At 50.4% G+C, this 15,331-nt stretch carries 13 protein-coding genes, 2 pseudogenes and 1 other annotated feature (1 of these 16 cut by a window edge); of the genes and pseudogenes, 3 read left to right on the forward strand and 12 right to left on the reverse strand.

Annotated features, from left to right (window positions below):
- Nucleotides 1–72: 72 nt before the first annotated feature.
- Nucleotides 73–939, forward strand: a complete 867-nt coding sequence (locus HV041_RS11400; RefSeq protein ID WP_101741447.1) for an L-threonine kinase — start codon at nucleotides 73–75, stop codon at nucleotides 937–939.
- 39 nt (nucleotides 940–978) lie between these two features.
- On the opposite strand, the gene HV041_RS11405 is transcribed toward HV041_RS11400, so the two are convergent.
- The 7 genes and pseudogenes from HV041_RS11405 to phsA all read right to left on the reverse strand — a co-directional run bounded on the left by HV041_RS11405 (nucleotide 979) and on the right by phsA (nucleotide 8,264).
- Entirely contained in the window at nucleotides 979–1,314 is a 336-nt protein-coding gene (locus HV041_RS11405; protein WP_005128046.1) for a DUF496 family protein, read from the reverse strand.
- Between the two features lie 238 nt (nucleotides 1,315–1,552).
- Nucleotides 1,553–2,611, reverse strand: coding sequence for an FUSC family protein (locus tag HV041_RS11410; protein ID WP_048212010.1), 1,059 nt, complete (start codon nucleotides 2,609–2,611; stop codon nucleotides 1,553–1,555).
- A 107-nt stretch (nucleotides 2,612–2,718) separates the two neighbouring features.
- The gene (gene sbmC, locus HV041_RS11415; RefSeq protein ID WP_005128054.1) at nucleotides 2,719–3,186 is read right to left on the reverse strand and encodes a DNA gyrase inhibitor SbmC; all 468 of its coding nucleotides are present in this window, start codon (nucleotides 3,184–3,186) and stop codon (nucleotides 2,719–2,721) included.
- Between the two features lie 124 nt (nucleotides 3,187–3,310).
- Entirely contained in the window at nucleotides 3,311–4,483 is a 1,173-nt protein-coding gene (gene dacD / locus HV041_RS11420; RefSeq protein WP_075551386.1) for a serine-type D-Ala-D-Ala carboxypeptidase DacD, read from the reverse strand.
- Nucleotides 4,484–4,633: 150 nt separating this feature from the next.
- Nucleotides 4,634–5,401 carry a thiosulfate reductase cytochrome B subunit gene (gene phsC / locus HV041_RS11425; RefSeq protein WP_005128058.1) on the reverse strand — a complete coding sequence of 256 codons (768 nt, stop codon included), beginning with the start codon at nucleotides 5,399–5,401 and terminating at the stop codon, nucleotides 4,634–4,636.
- Nucleotides 5,398–5,976 carry a thiosulfate reductase electron transport protein PhsB gene (gene phsB / locus HV041_RS11430; protein ID WP_005128061.1) on the reverse strand — a complete coding sequence of 193 codons (579 nt, stop codon included), beginning with the start codon at nucleotides 5,974–5,976 and terminating at the stop codon, nucleotides 5,398–5,400. Before phsB ends, phsC begins: the two co-directional genes overlap by 4 nt.
- Before the next feature lie 14 nt (nucleotides 5,977–5,990).
- A pseudogene (gene phsA / locus HV041_RS11435) lies at nucleotides 5,991–8,264 on the reverse strand (thiosulfate reductase PhsA).
- A 397-nt stretch (nucleotides 8,265–8,661) separates the two neighbouring features.
- Here phsA and sbcB point away from each other — a divergent pair.
- The gene (gene sbcB / locus HV041_RS11440) at nucleotides 8,662–10,086 is read left to right on the forward strand and encodes an exodeoxyribonuclease I (RefSeq protein WP_048212012.1); all 1,425 of its coding nucleotides are present in this window, start codon (nucleotides 8,662–8,664) and stop codon (nucleotides 10,084–10,086) included.
- A 39-nt stretch (nucleotides 10,087–10,125) separates the two neighbouring features.
- On the opposite strand, the gene tsuB is transcribed toward sbcB, so the two are convergent.
- The 5 genes and pseudogenes from tsuB to HV041_RS11470 all read right to left on the reverse strand — a co-directional run bounded on the left by tsuB (nucleotide 10,126) and on the right by HV041_RS11470 (nucleotide 15,031).
- On the reverse strand, nucleotides 10,126–10,353 hold the full coding sequence (gene tsuB, locus HV041_RS11445; protein WP_048212013.1) for a thiosulfate utilization sulfurtransferase TsuB/YeeD: 228 nt from the start codon (nucleotides 10,351–10,353) through the stop codon (nucleotides 10,126–10,128).
- Nucleotides 10,354–10,369: 16 nt separating this feature from the next.
- Nucleotides 10,370–11,428 (reverse strand): thiosulfate utilization transporter TsuA/YeeE, encoded by a 1,059-nt coding sequence (gene tsuA / locus HV041_RS11450; RefSeq protein ID WP_121584485.1) that lies wholly within the window; start codon nucleotides 11,426–11,428, stop codon nucleotides 10,370–10,372.
- A gap of 176 nt (nucleotides 11,429–11,604) precedes the next feature.
- The gene (gene plaP / locus HV041_RS11455) at nucleotides 11,605–12,966 is read right to left on the reverse strand and encodes a putrescine/proton symporter PlaP (RefSeq protein ID WP_040231916.1); all 1,362 of its coding nucleotides are present in this window, start codon (nucleotides 12,964–12,966) and stop codon (nucleotides 11,605–11,607) included.
- Nucleotides 12,967–13,180: 214 nt separating this feature from the next.
- Nucleotides 13,181–14,165 (reverse strand): annotated as a pseudogene (locus HV041_RS11465) (LysR substrate-binding domain-containing protein).
- A gap of 41 nt (nucleotides 14,166–14,206) precedes the next feature.
- Nucleotides 14,207–15,031, reverse strand: a complete 825-nt coding sequence (locus HV041_RS11470; protein ID WP_048212016.1) for an SDR family oxidoreductase — start codon at nucleotides 15,029–15,031, stop codon at nucleotides 14,207–14,209.
- A gap of 174 nt (nucleotides 15,032–15,205) precedes the next feature.
- Between HV041_RS11470 and hisL the strand changes: the two genes are divergently transcribed.
- Complete coding sequence (hisL, locus tag HV041_RS11475) at nucleotides 15,206–15,253, forward strand: his operon leader peptide (RefSeq protein WP_101741515.1); 48 nt, start codon at nucleotides 15,206–15,208, stop codon at nucleotides 15,251–15,253.
- Nucleotides 15,229–15,331: a sequence feature (His leader region), on the forward strand; it runs 20 nt beyond the window's last position. Its footprint overlaps the gene before it by 25 nt.

The following is a 15,331-nucleotide window of genomic DNA, read 5'->3' on the forward strand; positions in this document are numbered from 1 at the left end:
CGGCAAATCATGGTAATAGCGCGATCGCCATGACACTATGCGCCGAGGATTGCTGATCACAAAGGTGAAGACGTGGCTATTGCGCAATGTCCTGCATCGTGCGGGGAACTTATCCAGGGCTGGATTCTGGGCAGTGAGAAGCTGGTCTCCTGCCCGGTTGAATGGTATAGCACCGTTGAGGTCAGTTCGGGTTCACCACAAGTGGATGAACGCCCACTCTCGCGAGCGATGGTTGACCGGTTATTGCAGCACTGGCACTACCCGGCGCATATCAGTCAGGATATTCGTATAGATATCCAGTCAACGATTCCCATTGCGAAAGGAATGGCCAGTAGCACCGCAGATATTGCCGCCACCGCGCTTGCCACCGCTCATTTTCTGGGTCATCAGCTTGATGAACCTACACTGGCACAGCTTTGCGTTTCTCTTGAACCTACCGACAGCACCGTTTTCCACCAGTTAACCCTTTTCGATCATAACGACGCCTCTACGCAAATTCCCTGTGAAGCGCAGCCCCAGCTTGACCTGTTGGTTCTGGAAAGCCCGGAAACATTACGTACCGCAGATTATCACCGCATTCCGCGCCAGCCCGGGTTACAGGCCGGTGCTCCCGCGCTTAAACGCGCATGGGAAAAAGTACAGGAAGCCTGTATTAGCCAAAATCCCTATCGGATGGGGGAGGCCGCCACGCTTAGCGCAATCGCCAGCCAAATGTTGTTGCCAAAACCGGATTTCGATTCGCTATTGGCGCTGGTAGAAGAGTGCGATTTATACGGGGTGAATGTTGCGCACAGCGGCAGCGTGGTGGGTTTGATGCTGGACAGAAAACGTCATGATGTTGATTACATCAAATGGATGCTGGCACAGAAAAAACTGACAACTCACTGGCCTGAGCAGCATTTATTGCGGATGGTAACAGGCGGGGTAAAACTACAGTAGGGGTCGCCGCTTAGCAGCGCCCCCTACTGCCATAAAACATTACTCTGCTTTCGCTTCGCCGTTTTTCACTTCACCCATGGCTTTCAGCTTTTTAGAGATATCACGACGCTCTTTAGAGATCTCTGCATTCTTGATGATGTAATCATCTACACGATCTTCATAGTCGCTTTTCATGCTGGCGATGATACCCTGGATAGCATCAACGCTCATCCCCGGCTTGATGTAGTCGCTCAGGTTGTCCAGCAGCAGGACGCGTTTCTGGTTGTCACGGATCTTTTTCTCAACGTCCTGGATTTCACGTTGCAGTTTGTTTTTACGACGGAACAGACGAACAAATTCCAGCACGTCCTGGAAAGAAGGCTTGGTAGTTTCCATTTTTACACCCCTGATAATGTGAGATTCGGATTCGTTAAAACAACGGCTAAAGTGGGTCAACATTACTTTCATGCCCGCCATACTTCAAGTTGCATCTGCATTGATAATGCATGGCTGAAACCTGAATTATCGAGGGTAAAGCCATTGTAGTTACCAATGGTTTTAGCCTTTTTCAGTATCATACCCTTAATCTTTGCTGAATCGAAGCAGCAGTAGAACCAATCCCCTCATCTGCTCTTTATTTGCGCAGCGCGCGACAAATCAAATGTGAGAGCAATTCCAGTTGCCGTGCCATCTCCATATTCAACCAGACATAGCCATGAATAGGTGTTTCAGCAACATTATCGCCTTTATGCTCAGCGATGAGTTGGCGCAACTCCGCCACGGTGTCATTGAGTTTTTCCGTATTGACAAGTATCGGCTGCGGATTACCTTCATATAGCGCATGAGTGATCGTCAGTAGCGCTTGTTGCGTTCTGAGCTGAGTTTCACGCAAGGTATGCGCGTTCAGCATCACAAAGTGACTGGTACGTGTCGCCCACAGCGCGTTGATTTGCAGCTCAAGCATGCACACCAGGTTGCGGTTAACCGTCTGAATAGCTTCAAAGATGGATTTTTGGATGTGGGTCTCTTTACTGGCAGGAACGATGAGTCCACGCATTTTGACAACGTCACTCAGTAGTTGTTGTAAATGCTTCTCCAGTCGGGGCTGCTCGAGCAAATTGGGGGAGAGCGCGGCCTGATACACCCGATTGTACCCCGTTACACAATGCGCCAGTTGAATACGCCAGTGAATAAATGCCCGCTGCGGCCAGATGCCGGTAAACAGCATCGCCAGTAACGATCCCAGAATCACGTCGCCACCGCGCCACAACGCTGTATTCATGTCACCCGCAGGAGCCCCGACGACGACGGCAAGCGTTATACCAATCAGCAACGCCTGATAGGGTTTTTTACCTAAGGCCAGCCAGCCGCAGAGAAACATCGCTACTGCGCACCATATCAGCATAAGCGGAAGTGACAAGAGTTCGAGACGCAGAGCAACCAGCCCAAGTACTGAGCCCAGAATCGTCCCGCCAATGCGTTCAAGCGCTCTTGGGACGACATTACCCCAGAATGAAATAGGCCCCATAATCACCACCAGCGTGATCAGAGGCCACGTACCTTCAGGAATATCCAGCAGGCGAACCAACAGAAAAGTAAGAAGAAACGCCAGCGCAATGCGAATACCGTGCACTACACGATAATGACGATACAAACGAATTTCAAAAGGACTCAGCGACTTATCGGCACGCACTCATCCACTCCGTCAGGGAATAGCAAAGAACAGAATTGTACCTGCTTTTTTAGTGAAAACATCATCGTTATCACCAGGACTTTCATCCTGATTTACACAAAAAACAGCTACTTCGGCTGTACCGGCACATACATTTCGATGTCCCAGTAACCGTCTTCCATGCCATTATTCATATAAATCTCAAAACAGGGTTTGGCGGCTATCTGGTATGTTGCGTCCTGTAGCAGAAGATTAAAAAATTGATACCATGGCGTCGCAAAGTCATGATTTTCAACACGAGCAACAGCAATAGCATACTCACCACCGGCCAGTTCAGTCAGTATCACACCTTCGCTGTTCTCTGGGATCTCGAAATTCTCTGCGACGGAAACCACAGTATCGCAGCGCAGTTTGTCAGCAGGTACAACATCCGGGTTGTCGTAATAAACGGCGATCCATTCCAGCGGCACTATCTGCTTGTCATCCACCCACATGACTAACTGCTCAAAACCCTGCTTTACCGTTTGCTCCCACGGTCCAACCATATGAAAACCAGCAATCCTGCGTTTATCGACCTGCTTTATCTCGTACTCCATATAACCTCCGTCATTACACTGTATTTATATACAGTGTAATTATTGTATATTACGGCCACAAGGAAATAGTGATTATTATGTGAGCAGTTTCGCACTCTTGCCAGTCAGTAGCATGGGTGAAAAATTACACCTTATGGTGGAAGTAATCGCTCAGACGCGAAAATACGCCGCCTTTACTGACCGATTCCAGGGTGACCAGTGGCCAATGCGCCACCAGCTTATCCCTGTCATAGAGTTCAATTTCCCCCACGCGTTGATGCGCGGCAATAGGCGCTACCAATTCTTTCTTATCAAGAACATATTTTGCTTTGATATTCTGGACTTCAGCCTTAGGAAGCGCCATCCAGAAATCCTGATCGGTACCGAGGCTAATTTTTTCTTTATCGCCATACCAGATTCGTTCGACGCCGACTTGCTTACCGCTACGCAAAACCTGCACCGTATCAAAATTTTGTTGCCCCCACTGCAGCAGTTTGCGTGCCTGATCCTCGCGCCCTTTCGCGCTCTCGGCTCCCATGACCACGGCAATCAAGCGACGTTGTCCATCAACTGCGGAGGCGATCAGGTTAAATCCTGCCCCGGATGTGTGCCCGGTCTTCAGGCCATCGATGTTCATCGTTTTATCCCACAGCAGCCCGTTACGGTTTTGCTGCGTGATACCATTCCAGGTAAGACTCTTCTCACTGTACATGTGGTAGAACTCAGGTTCCCCGTGAATAATCGCCCGGGACAACACGGCCAGATCGTAGGCCGAGCTATGCTGGCCTGGCGCGTCCAGCCCATGCACCGTTTCGAAATGTGTATCTTTAAGCTTCAGCTTCTCAACGTAACTGTTCATCATCGCGACAAACTGTGGCTGTCCACCCGCGATGTAATCCGCCAGCGCGACGCATGCGTCATTGCCGGAATCAACAATTAAGCCGCGACTTAAATCGCGTACTGACACGCGATCGCCTTCTTTCAGGAACATTAATGATGAGCCTACAAACACCGGATTATCTTTCGCCCATGCGTCACGTCCGACAGTGACGATATCCGTTGGGCTAATGCGATGGCTATCAATCGCGCGATCGACAACATAGCCGGTCATTAACTTGGTCAGGCTGGCGGGGTTGCGTTGCTGGTGTTCATTACCGGCGGTCAGGGTTTGGCCCGTGGTGTAATCCATAAGCACCCACGCGCCAGCATTGATGGCGGGAGGCCGAGGTGCAAAACTGGCGACATCAGTCGCATAAGCGGACGAAAAACTTATCGCGAATAGCGAAGCGGCAATAAACAAACGGCGTTTCAACAGCATGTCCTCATAACCAGGAGAAATAGCCGTTCTTTTTACGGAAGTTCTGCCGAACAAACATGGATAAATTGCAAGAAAATGTGACATAAGGCACATTTTCTTGCTGTTAAAGAAAAAAGTCAGACGGACTTCCCCTGCAAAATACGCGCAGGATTAGCCTTTATGTGATGCTGTTTCTGCATGATGGCTGCGATGACGGTGATAGCCGTCAATCATGCTGCGAAAGATTTGCCCCGGTGTGTCACCCAATGTGCACAGGTAAATATGTGCACAAATGAACAGAATGCCAACAATCGCCAACACCATATGCAGCACCAGCACCACCGGCCCGGCGCCTATAATCTGCGGGTAAAGACAGAGCAACCCGGTAATGATTAACAGCGGAACCAACGCATACATGATGGCCAGATAGGCTAACTGTTGCAGGGGGTTAAATTTATTCTCCGCTGTTGCCGCAAACGGATGTGCCTCACCTTTCATTATCCCATACAGATAAAAACGCGTTTGCAGCAGGCAACGCGTTATCAACCCGCTGAATTGCACACGATAGTGACTACCGTTGCCGCTGGTGGCATTGATCATGACGAAGCCAATCCAGAAAGCCAGTAATGCGAATCCACACCAGGTGTGCACCTGCACCATCAGCGCTACCGGTCCGATAGAAAAATGGCCGAACAAACCGCTGAGCAGAAGCAGGATAAAAAGCAGCGCATTTCCCCAGTGCCAACGGCGGACAGCCAATGAGTAGAGATAGTCACGGTGCTCTTCTCCGGCTGCCGTTTTGGGTGCCAGCATTCGACGCAGCAGTGCATGCATCACCAGACCGGCAATCATCAACAGAATGACTACGCCGGCATAAATGAGCCACAGCGGCCAGTAGTCTGGCGCATAGTTAAGCTCTGCTCCCCAGATAGAATTCATACTTTTCCCTCCTGATGAATCTCTTTACGCCGAAAAATACTCACCGCACCGCTACGCGTATCCTGCTGACGGTAAACCTCTTTTTGAAGAATCCAGTGCTGAATTTCAGGGTCATCACGGCGACCAAACTTCAGCGCATCCGTAGGGCATACGGAAACACAGGCAGGCGATTGTCCAGCGTCCAGACGGGTGTCTGCGCAAAAGTTACATTTATCTGCAATTCCTGTTTGTGGGTTCAGGTAGCGCACATGGAACGGACAGGCAGCTACGCAATAATCACAGCCAATACAGCGGGACTTGTCCACCTGCACAATGCCGTTTTCGTCCCGAAACGAAGCGCCAGTCGGACAGACGCTGACACAAGGCGCATCTTCGCAGTGCTGGCAGGAGACGCGGACAAACTGAAAGTGAGACAGCACCTCAGGTTCGTTTTCCGGTGAGCGGATCTGCACCTGCAGCCGGCTAAAACCTTCTGGCACATCATTCAGAACTTTGCAGGCAACTGTGCACGCCTGACAACCAATACAGCGTTTCTCGTCATGCAGCATGACATACGGATTTGTTGACTGATTCATGATGTTCTCCTTTCTCATGCCCGACGAAGCGTAACGCCAGCGGTATGGACCACTGTGCCGGATACCGGACTGGTTACATGCGGAAGCAGGTTGCCACAGTGGATCCCATGCGTTGTCGCTGCGGTTTTCGCGCCAGCCTTGGCGCCGAATCCCATATAGACGAACAGCGTGTCGGGTCGAATACCGGCAGTGACCAGCGCTTTGCCTTTCTCCTTACCCGTCGCATTTTCAAGCCAGATGTCATCGCCGCTTTTAATCCCTTTTTCTCCAGCCGTTTTCGGGTGGATCCACACCGCGTTATCCCACATCAGTTCGCTGAGTAATGGGACATATTGCGTCGCGCCATTGGTGTGAACTGCGACTTTGCCTTGAATGAAATAGAGTTCATTGTCGGCCTTGAGCGCAAAATTGCGTGCACGCGGAATACCATAGCCCGGCAGGAGAGTTTCCAGTTCTTCGGAATAAAGTTCGATCTTTCCGGATGGGGATTTGAAGCGCAGTTGTTCGCCATACGTACCGTCATTGTCAACGGCCACTGCTCCCGGATACTGCGCAGTAAACTGGCGTACCGATTCAGGCTCACGGAGTAACAGTGGAACGCCCCACTCCCGATACCCTTTCTGGCGCAGTTCAGCAGATAACGCATGGTCACCATTGAGCTGATACAACTGGCGTACTTGCATATCTTGCCACGGATAGTACTGCCCAAGACCCAATTGCTCACCCAGCTCTTTCCAGATTTGCCAGCTTGGGCGCGCATCACCGATAGGCTCAACGACCTGCTGGCGCAGCGCATAGGCCGGATTCAGCCCCGACATATCAGAGACTTCTTCATCGCGTTCGAGATAGGTGCATTCAGGTAACAGGTAATCGGCATAGGCCGCGCTTTCGCTTAAATAGACATCGCAGCTCACCACCAGATCCAACTGCTCAACGGTTTTGACCAGATCCGGCCGACAGGTCACGGTTTGAAAAGGGTTATGCCGGGACATAATCCATCCTTTCACCGGATAAGGCGTCTGGTTTAACACAGCATCGATAATGCTCTGCACCACCCCACCGCCCGCAGCGATGTATTTGAATTGCGGCGCGACCAGGTCAATACGCTGCGCCGTTGGCTTAGGGAGTTTGGCATCCGGTTTCGCCAGCACCGGAGCCACCTTCTCTCCTGCCAGCTTATTGTAGGTTGCAGCGGCTTTTTTCTGGTACATGCCGCCTTCGCGCTCAATATTTCCCAGCAGCACGTTGAGGGTGAAAATCATGCGCCGCATGTCGATCTCTTCCTGCGAAAAAGTCGCACGGTGACCAGGGCTGACAATCGCATGGGGGGCGCAGGCCGCCATTTCTCGAGTCACCCGGGTAATGACATCCGCAGGCACGTCGGCCAACTTTTGTGCCCATTCCGGCGTGGCCTCTTGTACTACCTCTGCCAGTTGGTCAAAACCTGTTGTGTAGCGTTCAACGAATCCCGCGTCATACAATTTTTCAGTAATCATGACGTGGCACATCGCCATCAGCACCGGTAAGTCGCCCCCCGGTTTAATCGCATGCCATTCATCCGCCTTACTGGAAAATACCGACAGCCGGGGGTCGAAGCTGACCATCTTCGCGCCCTTCTCTTGTGCGGTCATCAGTTCATGAGTATCAGCAACCTCAATCCCTTCATAGAGGTTATGTCCAAAAGAGACCATATAGCGGGTATTGGCGATATCCATTGCTAAATCCCCACCCATCATCACTTTGGCGGCAATGGCTTTACCTGCTGGACAAGTTGAAGCGTGCGTAAAGGTATTTGGTGAGCCAAAAGCCGTCGCCAAATGAAATAAATGGCCGGAAAGCGAACCAGATTTAGAGGAGAATACAACGCCCTGCGGCCCATATTGATTTTTTATTGCCGCCATCTTTTCGGCAATTTCTTTATACGCCTGTTGCCAGCTAATGACCTGCCATTCGCCACTGCCACGCAGCCCGGTGCGTTTCATTGGTTTAACAATCCGGTGCGGGTCGTTTATCAGGCTAACACCGCTGCCCCCACGAGCACAAACGCGCGTGCCTTGCTGAGGGGCATTAGGGTTTCCCTAGATAAAAACTGTTTTATTATTAATCACCTGAGCCTGAATTGGACAGCGAAAGGAACACATTTCACACAGACTCGGCGTCAGGGATGTTTTCCCTTTAATACTCTCTGGTGAATTTCGCGCCAGTGCGCCAGGGGGGAAACTGCCTATTGCACAGGCCGAGCAGCCAATACCCACACCCCGCAAAAAATTACGCCGACTAATGCTCATATAACCTCCTGTTATTAGATATATCCAATGATTATATGGCCTTTAAATTATTAATTTTTAACCTTACTCACATTTCATTACAATGAAATTCCGTTAACTGGCAAGAATAAAACTCATTGTTTATAAAAGAGTTTTAAAGTTTCCAGAACACACTACCAAACGTAAAAATAACAATAATAGTTCTCAATTAGCTTATTTATGCACTCACAAAATAACGTTATCTTATTTCATGAAATATCCTTAAAACCCCAAATCTATTAATTCATTTTATTTTAATCACGTTTACCGCAATTTTATTGCGGCCACCGCCGGGCATTGATAATCCCGTTGCTGATTACCGCGCTATTTTTTGGTATTCTTAGATAAGCGCTAAATTGATCCCGGACATAACTGAACAATGAATGACGGCAAGCAGCAACCTGGTTTTCTCTTCCACGATTACGAGACCTTTGGTACCCATCCGGCACTGGACAGACCCGCACAGTTTGCGGCCATCCGCACAGATAGCGATTTCAATATCATTGGCGATCCCGAAGTCTTTTACTGCAAGCCCGCCGACGACTATCTGCCACAACCCGAAGCGGTACTGATAACCGGTATTACGCCGCAAGAAGCACGTGAAAAGGGTGAGAACGAAGCCGCTTTTGCTGCCCGTATCCATGCGCTGTTTACCGTGCCGAAAACGTGTATCCTCGGCTATAACAATGTGCGCTTCGATGATGAAGTGACACGTAATATCCTGTATCGCAATTTTTATGATCCCTACGCCTGGAGCTGGCAGAACGACAATTCTCGCTGGGATTTGCTGGATGTAATGCGCGCCTGCTATGCGCTACGACCGGAAGGGATCAACTGGCCAGAAAACGACGATGGTCTACCCAGTTTCCGCCTTGAGCTCCTGACCCGCGCCAACGGTATTGAGCATGCTAATGCCCACGATGCGATGGCAGACGTGTATGCCACCATTGCAATGGCGCAACTCGTAAAGTCACGTCAGCCGCGTCTGTTTGACTATCTCTACAGTCACCGCAATAAACACAAGCTGGCTGCGTTGATTGATGTCCCGCAAATGAAGCCCTTAGTGCATGTATCTGGAATGTTCGGTGCATGGCGAGGTAACACCAGTTGGGTTGCCCCGCTTGCCTGGCATCCGGATAATCGTAATGCGGTTATTATGGTCGACTTAGCGGGTGATATTTCTCCCTTGCTTGAACTGGATAGCGACACCCTGCGCGCACGTCTTTACACTGCCAAAGCCGATCTGGGGGATAACGCAGCGGTGCCGGTTAAACTGGTGCATATCAACAAATGCCCGGTTCTGGCACAGGCTAATACGTTACGTCCGGAAGATGCCGATCGTCTCGGAATTAACCGCCAGCATTGCCTGGATAATCTTAAAGTCCTGCGTGAAAACCCGCAGGTGCGCGATAAAGTGGTGGCTATTTTTGCCGAAGCAGAACCCTTTGCGCCATCGGATAACGTAGATGCGCAGTTATACAACGGTTTTTTCAGCGATGCCGACCGCGCCGCAATGAAGATCGTTCTGGAAACCGAACCTCGAAATTTACCCGCACTGGACATCACTTTTGTCGACAAGCGCATTGAAAAACTGTTGTTTAATTATCGCGCACGCAATTTCCCCGGAACACTGGATGAGGGGGAGCAGCAACGCTGGCTGGATCATCGTCGTCAGGTATTCACACCGGAGTTTTTGCAAAATTACGCGAATGAATTGCAGATGTTGAGTCAGCAATATGCTGACAATAAAGAGAAGCTGGTGCTACTGAAATCACTCTGGCAGTATGCGCAAGAGATAGTCTGAAGATGAAATGCCCTCCGCCAGACGGCGGAGGGATCCTGGTTACGCTTTCTGCACCGTAATGCTCCAGGCGGCGTCACCCACCTGTTGATAATCAGTAATCACGTGCCCCTCTTCGGCGGCCCATTGCGGGATTGCCTCAGTTGCCTGGGTACAGTCAAATTCGATCACCAGTTCATCACCACTTGCCATTTCAGCCAGTGCCGCTTTTGCTTCAATCAGTGGAAACGGACAAACCTGTGTGACCACATCCAGTCTTTTAATTGCCATCATCAAATCCTTACGCTTAATTTGCCGCAGCAGCGACTAGTTTTGCCTTACGCTGCGGTCTGATATACACAATCCATGACGCGGTCCAGACACCGAAAATCATAAAGACCAGGCCAACCCATCCCTGCCAGGTCATCATCGCCGTCATAACCAGACCGTTGCCAATCGAACAGCCACCCGCGATGCTGGCACCAAAGCCCATTAACAGACCACCAAAACCGCTACGCAGCGTGGTGAGTGCGTCGGCTGCGCGAACGCGAAATTCGCGACTGGCTTTCGCTGCAATAAATGAGCCGATAAAAATGCCCAGCACCAGGAACACTCCCCAGTTAATAAACTTACTGTCGCCTGCGACAAGAAATTGCAAAATATTGGCGGTTGGTGACGTGATACCCAGGCCAAACATTCGTCCGGTTGCTTCGCTCAGCGGCCATGCCAACAGCGCAATCAGCCCAATCAGAACCGCAGTAACAAATGGATGCCAGCGCTTCTCAAACAAAATATGCGCAAGGCCGGTACGACGAGGCGGTAGCGTAGCGACTTTCAATTTTGGTTTTCTCAGCTCTTTCGCTACCACCCACACTGTAACCGCCAGCAGAATAGCGATCAGTGGCCATACGGACAGGCTCAACGTATCGGCAATGGAGTTATGCTCAGTACTGTAGGTTTTCAGCGCCTGATTCAGCCCACTCGCATGCGTAGAGCGCATCACCGCACTCATCACCATATAGGTAAACAGCGCAATCCAGCTACCGATAAGCCCTTCTCCTGCACGATACCAGGTTCCGGTAGCACACCCGCCCGCATAAACAATTCCGATGCCAAAGACATAACCACCAACAACAGTTCCCAGCCATGGGAAGGTGCCGGCATCATAGCTGAGTAAACCCGCCTGGATCAGCGCAAAGACACCCACGCTTTGCACAGAGATGGCTATCAGTAGCGCATAAAACATACGATTGTTTTTCGCAATATACATATCGCGAAAACCGCCCGTCAGACAAAATCGTCCACGTTGCATGACAAAGCCAAGCAGCGCGCCACAGATGAGCCCGCTTAAGACCATTGAAAACATAAATTAATTAGCCAGAAGTATATTAGTCAGGAAATTATTCATGACTAACTGGTTCAGAACCAATAACCAAATTCTCTAATTTAGAACTAACGGTTATTAATATTGGCTGGAAATAAAGCAGCGGAATAAAAAAACCGGAGAACATGTCTCCGGTTTTTCGATGTCAGATTAAGCTATTACGCAATATCTTCATCGTACTGAGGTACCGGGTTGCGGAAACTCTTGGTCACACAAGCCAGGTAGATCAGACCAATACCAGCCCAGATCAGCCCCAGAACCATAGAGCTCTCTTCCAGGTTTACCCATAACGCACCCACGGTCAGCGCACCACACATCGGCAGGAACAGATACTGGAAGTGGTCTTTCAGCGTCTTGTTACGCTTCTCACGGATCCAGAACTGGGAGATTACCGACAGGTTAACGAAGGTAAACGCCACCAGCGCACCAAAGTTAATCAGCGCCGTCGCCATCACCAGGTCGAAGTTGATTGCCAGCAAGGCAATCGCGCCAACCAGGATGATGTTCATGGACGGAGTACGCCATTTCGGGTGTACATAACCGAAGAAACTTTTCGGGAATACACCGTCACGCCCCATCACGTACATCAGACGCGCTACGCCTGCATGCGCCGCCATCCCGGATGCCAATACGGTAATGGTGGAGAAAATCAGCGCGCCGACCTGGAAGAACTTACCGGCTACGTACAGCATGATTTCAGGCTGTGAAGCATCCGGGTCCTTGAAGCGAGAGATATCCGGGAAGTACAGCTGCAACAGATAGGTAGAGACAATAAAGATCAGGCCACCAATCAGCGCAGTCAGGAAAATTGCACGCGGGATCACGCGCTCAGCATCCTTGGTCTCTTCAGAGAGGTTGCTGATACCGTCGAAACCAGTGAACGAGAAGCACAGGATAGTGGCACCCGTGATCATTGGAATCACGTGTGCGTCACCTGACCAGAACGGACGACTGCTCACCAGCGTACCCGCACCTTCCCCTTCGAACACGCCATAAACGACCATGCCGAGGATCACCGCAATCAACACGACCTGCAACAGCACGATCACGGTGTTGAAGTTCGCGACAGATTTGAGGCTGCGCAGGTTAAAAGCAGTCATAAAGGCCACCAGTGCTACCACGAAAATCCATGACGGTATCGACGGCACCAGGGCTTCAAAATAGATTTTCGCCAACAGAATGTTGATCATCGGTGCGAACAGGTAGTCCAGCAGTGATGACCAACCCACCATAAAGCCAACGGTCGGGCTTATGGATTTCTGGGCGTAAGTGTAGGCAGAGCCTGCAGACGGATAGCGACGCACCAGTTTACCGTAACTCAGTGCGGTAAAAAGGATGGCGATCAGTGCAAAGGCGTAAGCTGTCGGGACGTGACCATCGGTCATTCCTGATACGATACCGAATGTATCGAACAGCGTCATCGGCTGCATATAGGCAAGGCCCATCATGACAACCGGAACCAGCGTAAGCGTTTTACGTAATTCCACGCGAGAGGTGTTTGGAGTAGCGTTATGCGACATGGTTATCCTCCATTACGGCGGAAACCGTCGCGTAAGCAAAAAATTGCCCCATTTTTTGTTAATCCTCAGCGACAACAACTGTCGATTTTTAAGTAAGTATCTATCCGGTACGAAGCCCGGCCTCTTTTATGAATGATTGGTTTGATGCAAAAAAATAACCGACGCGTATTAAAACGTCGGTTAATGTCATTTTTTGCAAGCGGCGTATTTTGCACTAAATTAGGGCGAAATGACAAGAGAATGAGAGCCTTGTCAAAAAATATTTTTTCCTAACCGATTGAATTATCGACAACCGTTTTTACATAGACACCCGCGATAGCACTATTTGCTAAAATTTCATCCCGCCACCATGCACTGGCTAATCCCGCGGTCTGCTCGTTCCAGCCAATCCACACGGGTTCAAACAGAATCTGCGCGACAACTTTCTTCTCAATCAGGGCCCCGCTGTCCAGAAATCGTTGTGCCAGATAGCGCGGAATATAACCACACCCCAAACCACTTATCTGCAGTTCCAGTTTGGTTTTGAAGTCAAAAACGGTGATGGCTTCCTGATCGTCAAGTAGCTGAGAAGCCGATACGTTCGCGGGATGCACATTATCGCCGACCACAATGGCGCGAAAACGTTTGATCGTTCTACGACTCAACGGTTCCGGTTCCTGCGCCAGTGGATGATGGGGGGCAACAACAAAAACCTGTTCAAGCACACCCAGACGCGCAAAACCAAAGTCACTCGCTGTGGGTGGGTCACGCATGGCACCCACAATGATATCGGCCCGGCCCTGAATCAGGGCATCCCAGGAGCCGCCCAATACGCCATTGATAAATTTAAGACGCGTCACGCTGTGGTGTTGATAGAAAGATTCGATAAGCGGGGCAAGAAGCGAAAAGGGAAAGGTATCGTCTACGCCGATAACCAGTTCATTCTCCCATCCTTCATGCAGTTTGATGGCCTGCTTTTCGAGTTCGCGCACGGTATGTAATACCTCGCGTCCCTTTTCCAGCAGCATCTGTCCGGTACGGGTAAATTTGGCCCGGTGTCCACTGCGATCCAACAACTGAATATTGAGATCGCTTTCCAATTTGTGGACGGTATAACTCAGCGCTGACGGCGTCTTAAACAATTTTGCGGACGCCGCCGCGAAACTCCCCTCTTTCTCTAACGCATCAAGAATGATCAGAACATCCAGCAGTGGTTTCATACTCGCCCCCTGGCGGTATACAGCGACACTCTGCTGATCTGTCACTCCATCGGCATCACCAGCGGATCGGGATACTGGTACTCAAACCCAAGCTCATTGCAAATTCGGTTGCCATCAATGACTTTACCTTTACCGTTATCCACTCCGTCCCGGAAATCCGGTGGTTCCATCCCCAACAGGCGAGCCATCTGAGGGTAGAACACATTGCGTGCCGGATGCATAGGCGCACATATATTATAGATGTGTCCCCCTTTAGGCGCTTGTAGCAGCAACGTGATAGCAGAAACCACGTCATCCAGATGCACCAGATTGACGCCATGCTGTCCATCAGGTGCTGTTTTACCCGCAAAAAAGCGACCGGGATGTCTGCCCGGTCCCACAAGGCCCGCCAGGCGCAGAATATCCACCGACGTTCCCGGCAGATTGTGCAGCCAGTCTTCAAGTTCTTTCAGGGCACGACCGCTCGCCGTGACCGGATTGCGTGGTGTGCCCTCTTTTACTGTCCCCTGCACATCACCATAAACTGAGGTAGAGCTGGTAAAAATAATCCGTGGAATACGATACGCCAGCGCACTGTCGACCAGTTCCTGCATTGCCTGCAAGTAAAACGACTCACCCGGGCCACTACGGCGTGCAGGCAGGGTGATGACCAGCGCATCCGCATCCATTAGCGCATCGAGATCGTCAGGTTCACAGACCAGTTCAGGCTCCAGGCGCAACGAGTAGCTTTCAATACCGCTCATTCGGGCCGCTTCCACCCCATCCAATGTGGTTTTGCTGCCGGTAACCTGCCAGCCCCTGGCCGCCAGAGACATGGCTAATGGCATGCCTAACCAACCTAATCCGACAATTGCGACCTTTTTCATGCCTTTTCTCCTGACTTTTGGCCTATAACCCAAGGCTACGCCAGCCCACGGTGGCTGACAATTCATAGTATCAATATGAAATGAATTAATGATCAAAAAAAGCCCTTGCTTTCCGTGGCTAAAGTGGTTTAGGTTAAAAGACATCAAATGAATAAGCATTCATCGAGAAAATTTATGACACGCGCTCAATTTAATCACCATCATCACCATCATCCTGACTAGTCTTTCAGGCGATGTGTGCTGGGAGACATTTAAATCTTCCAGTGGTGCATGAGCGTATGAGAAAGCCCCCGGAAGATT

The organism is Citrobacter sp. RHBSTW-00029 (genome assembly GCF_014104295.1).
GTDB classification, from domain to species: Bacteria; Pseudomonadota; Gammaproteobacteria; order Enterobacterales; family Enterobacteriaceae; genus Citrobacter; species Citrobacter youngae.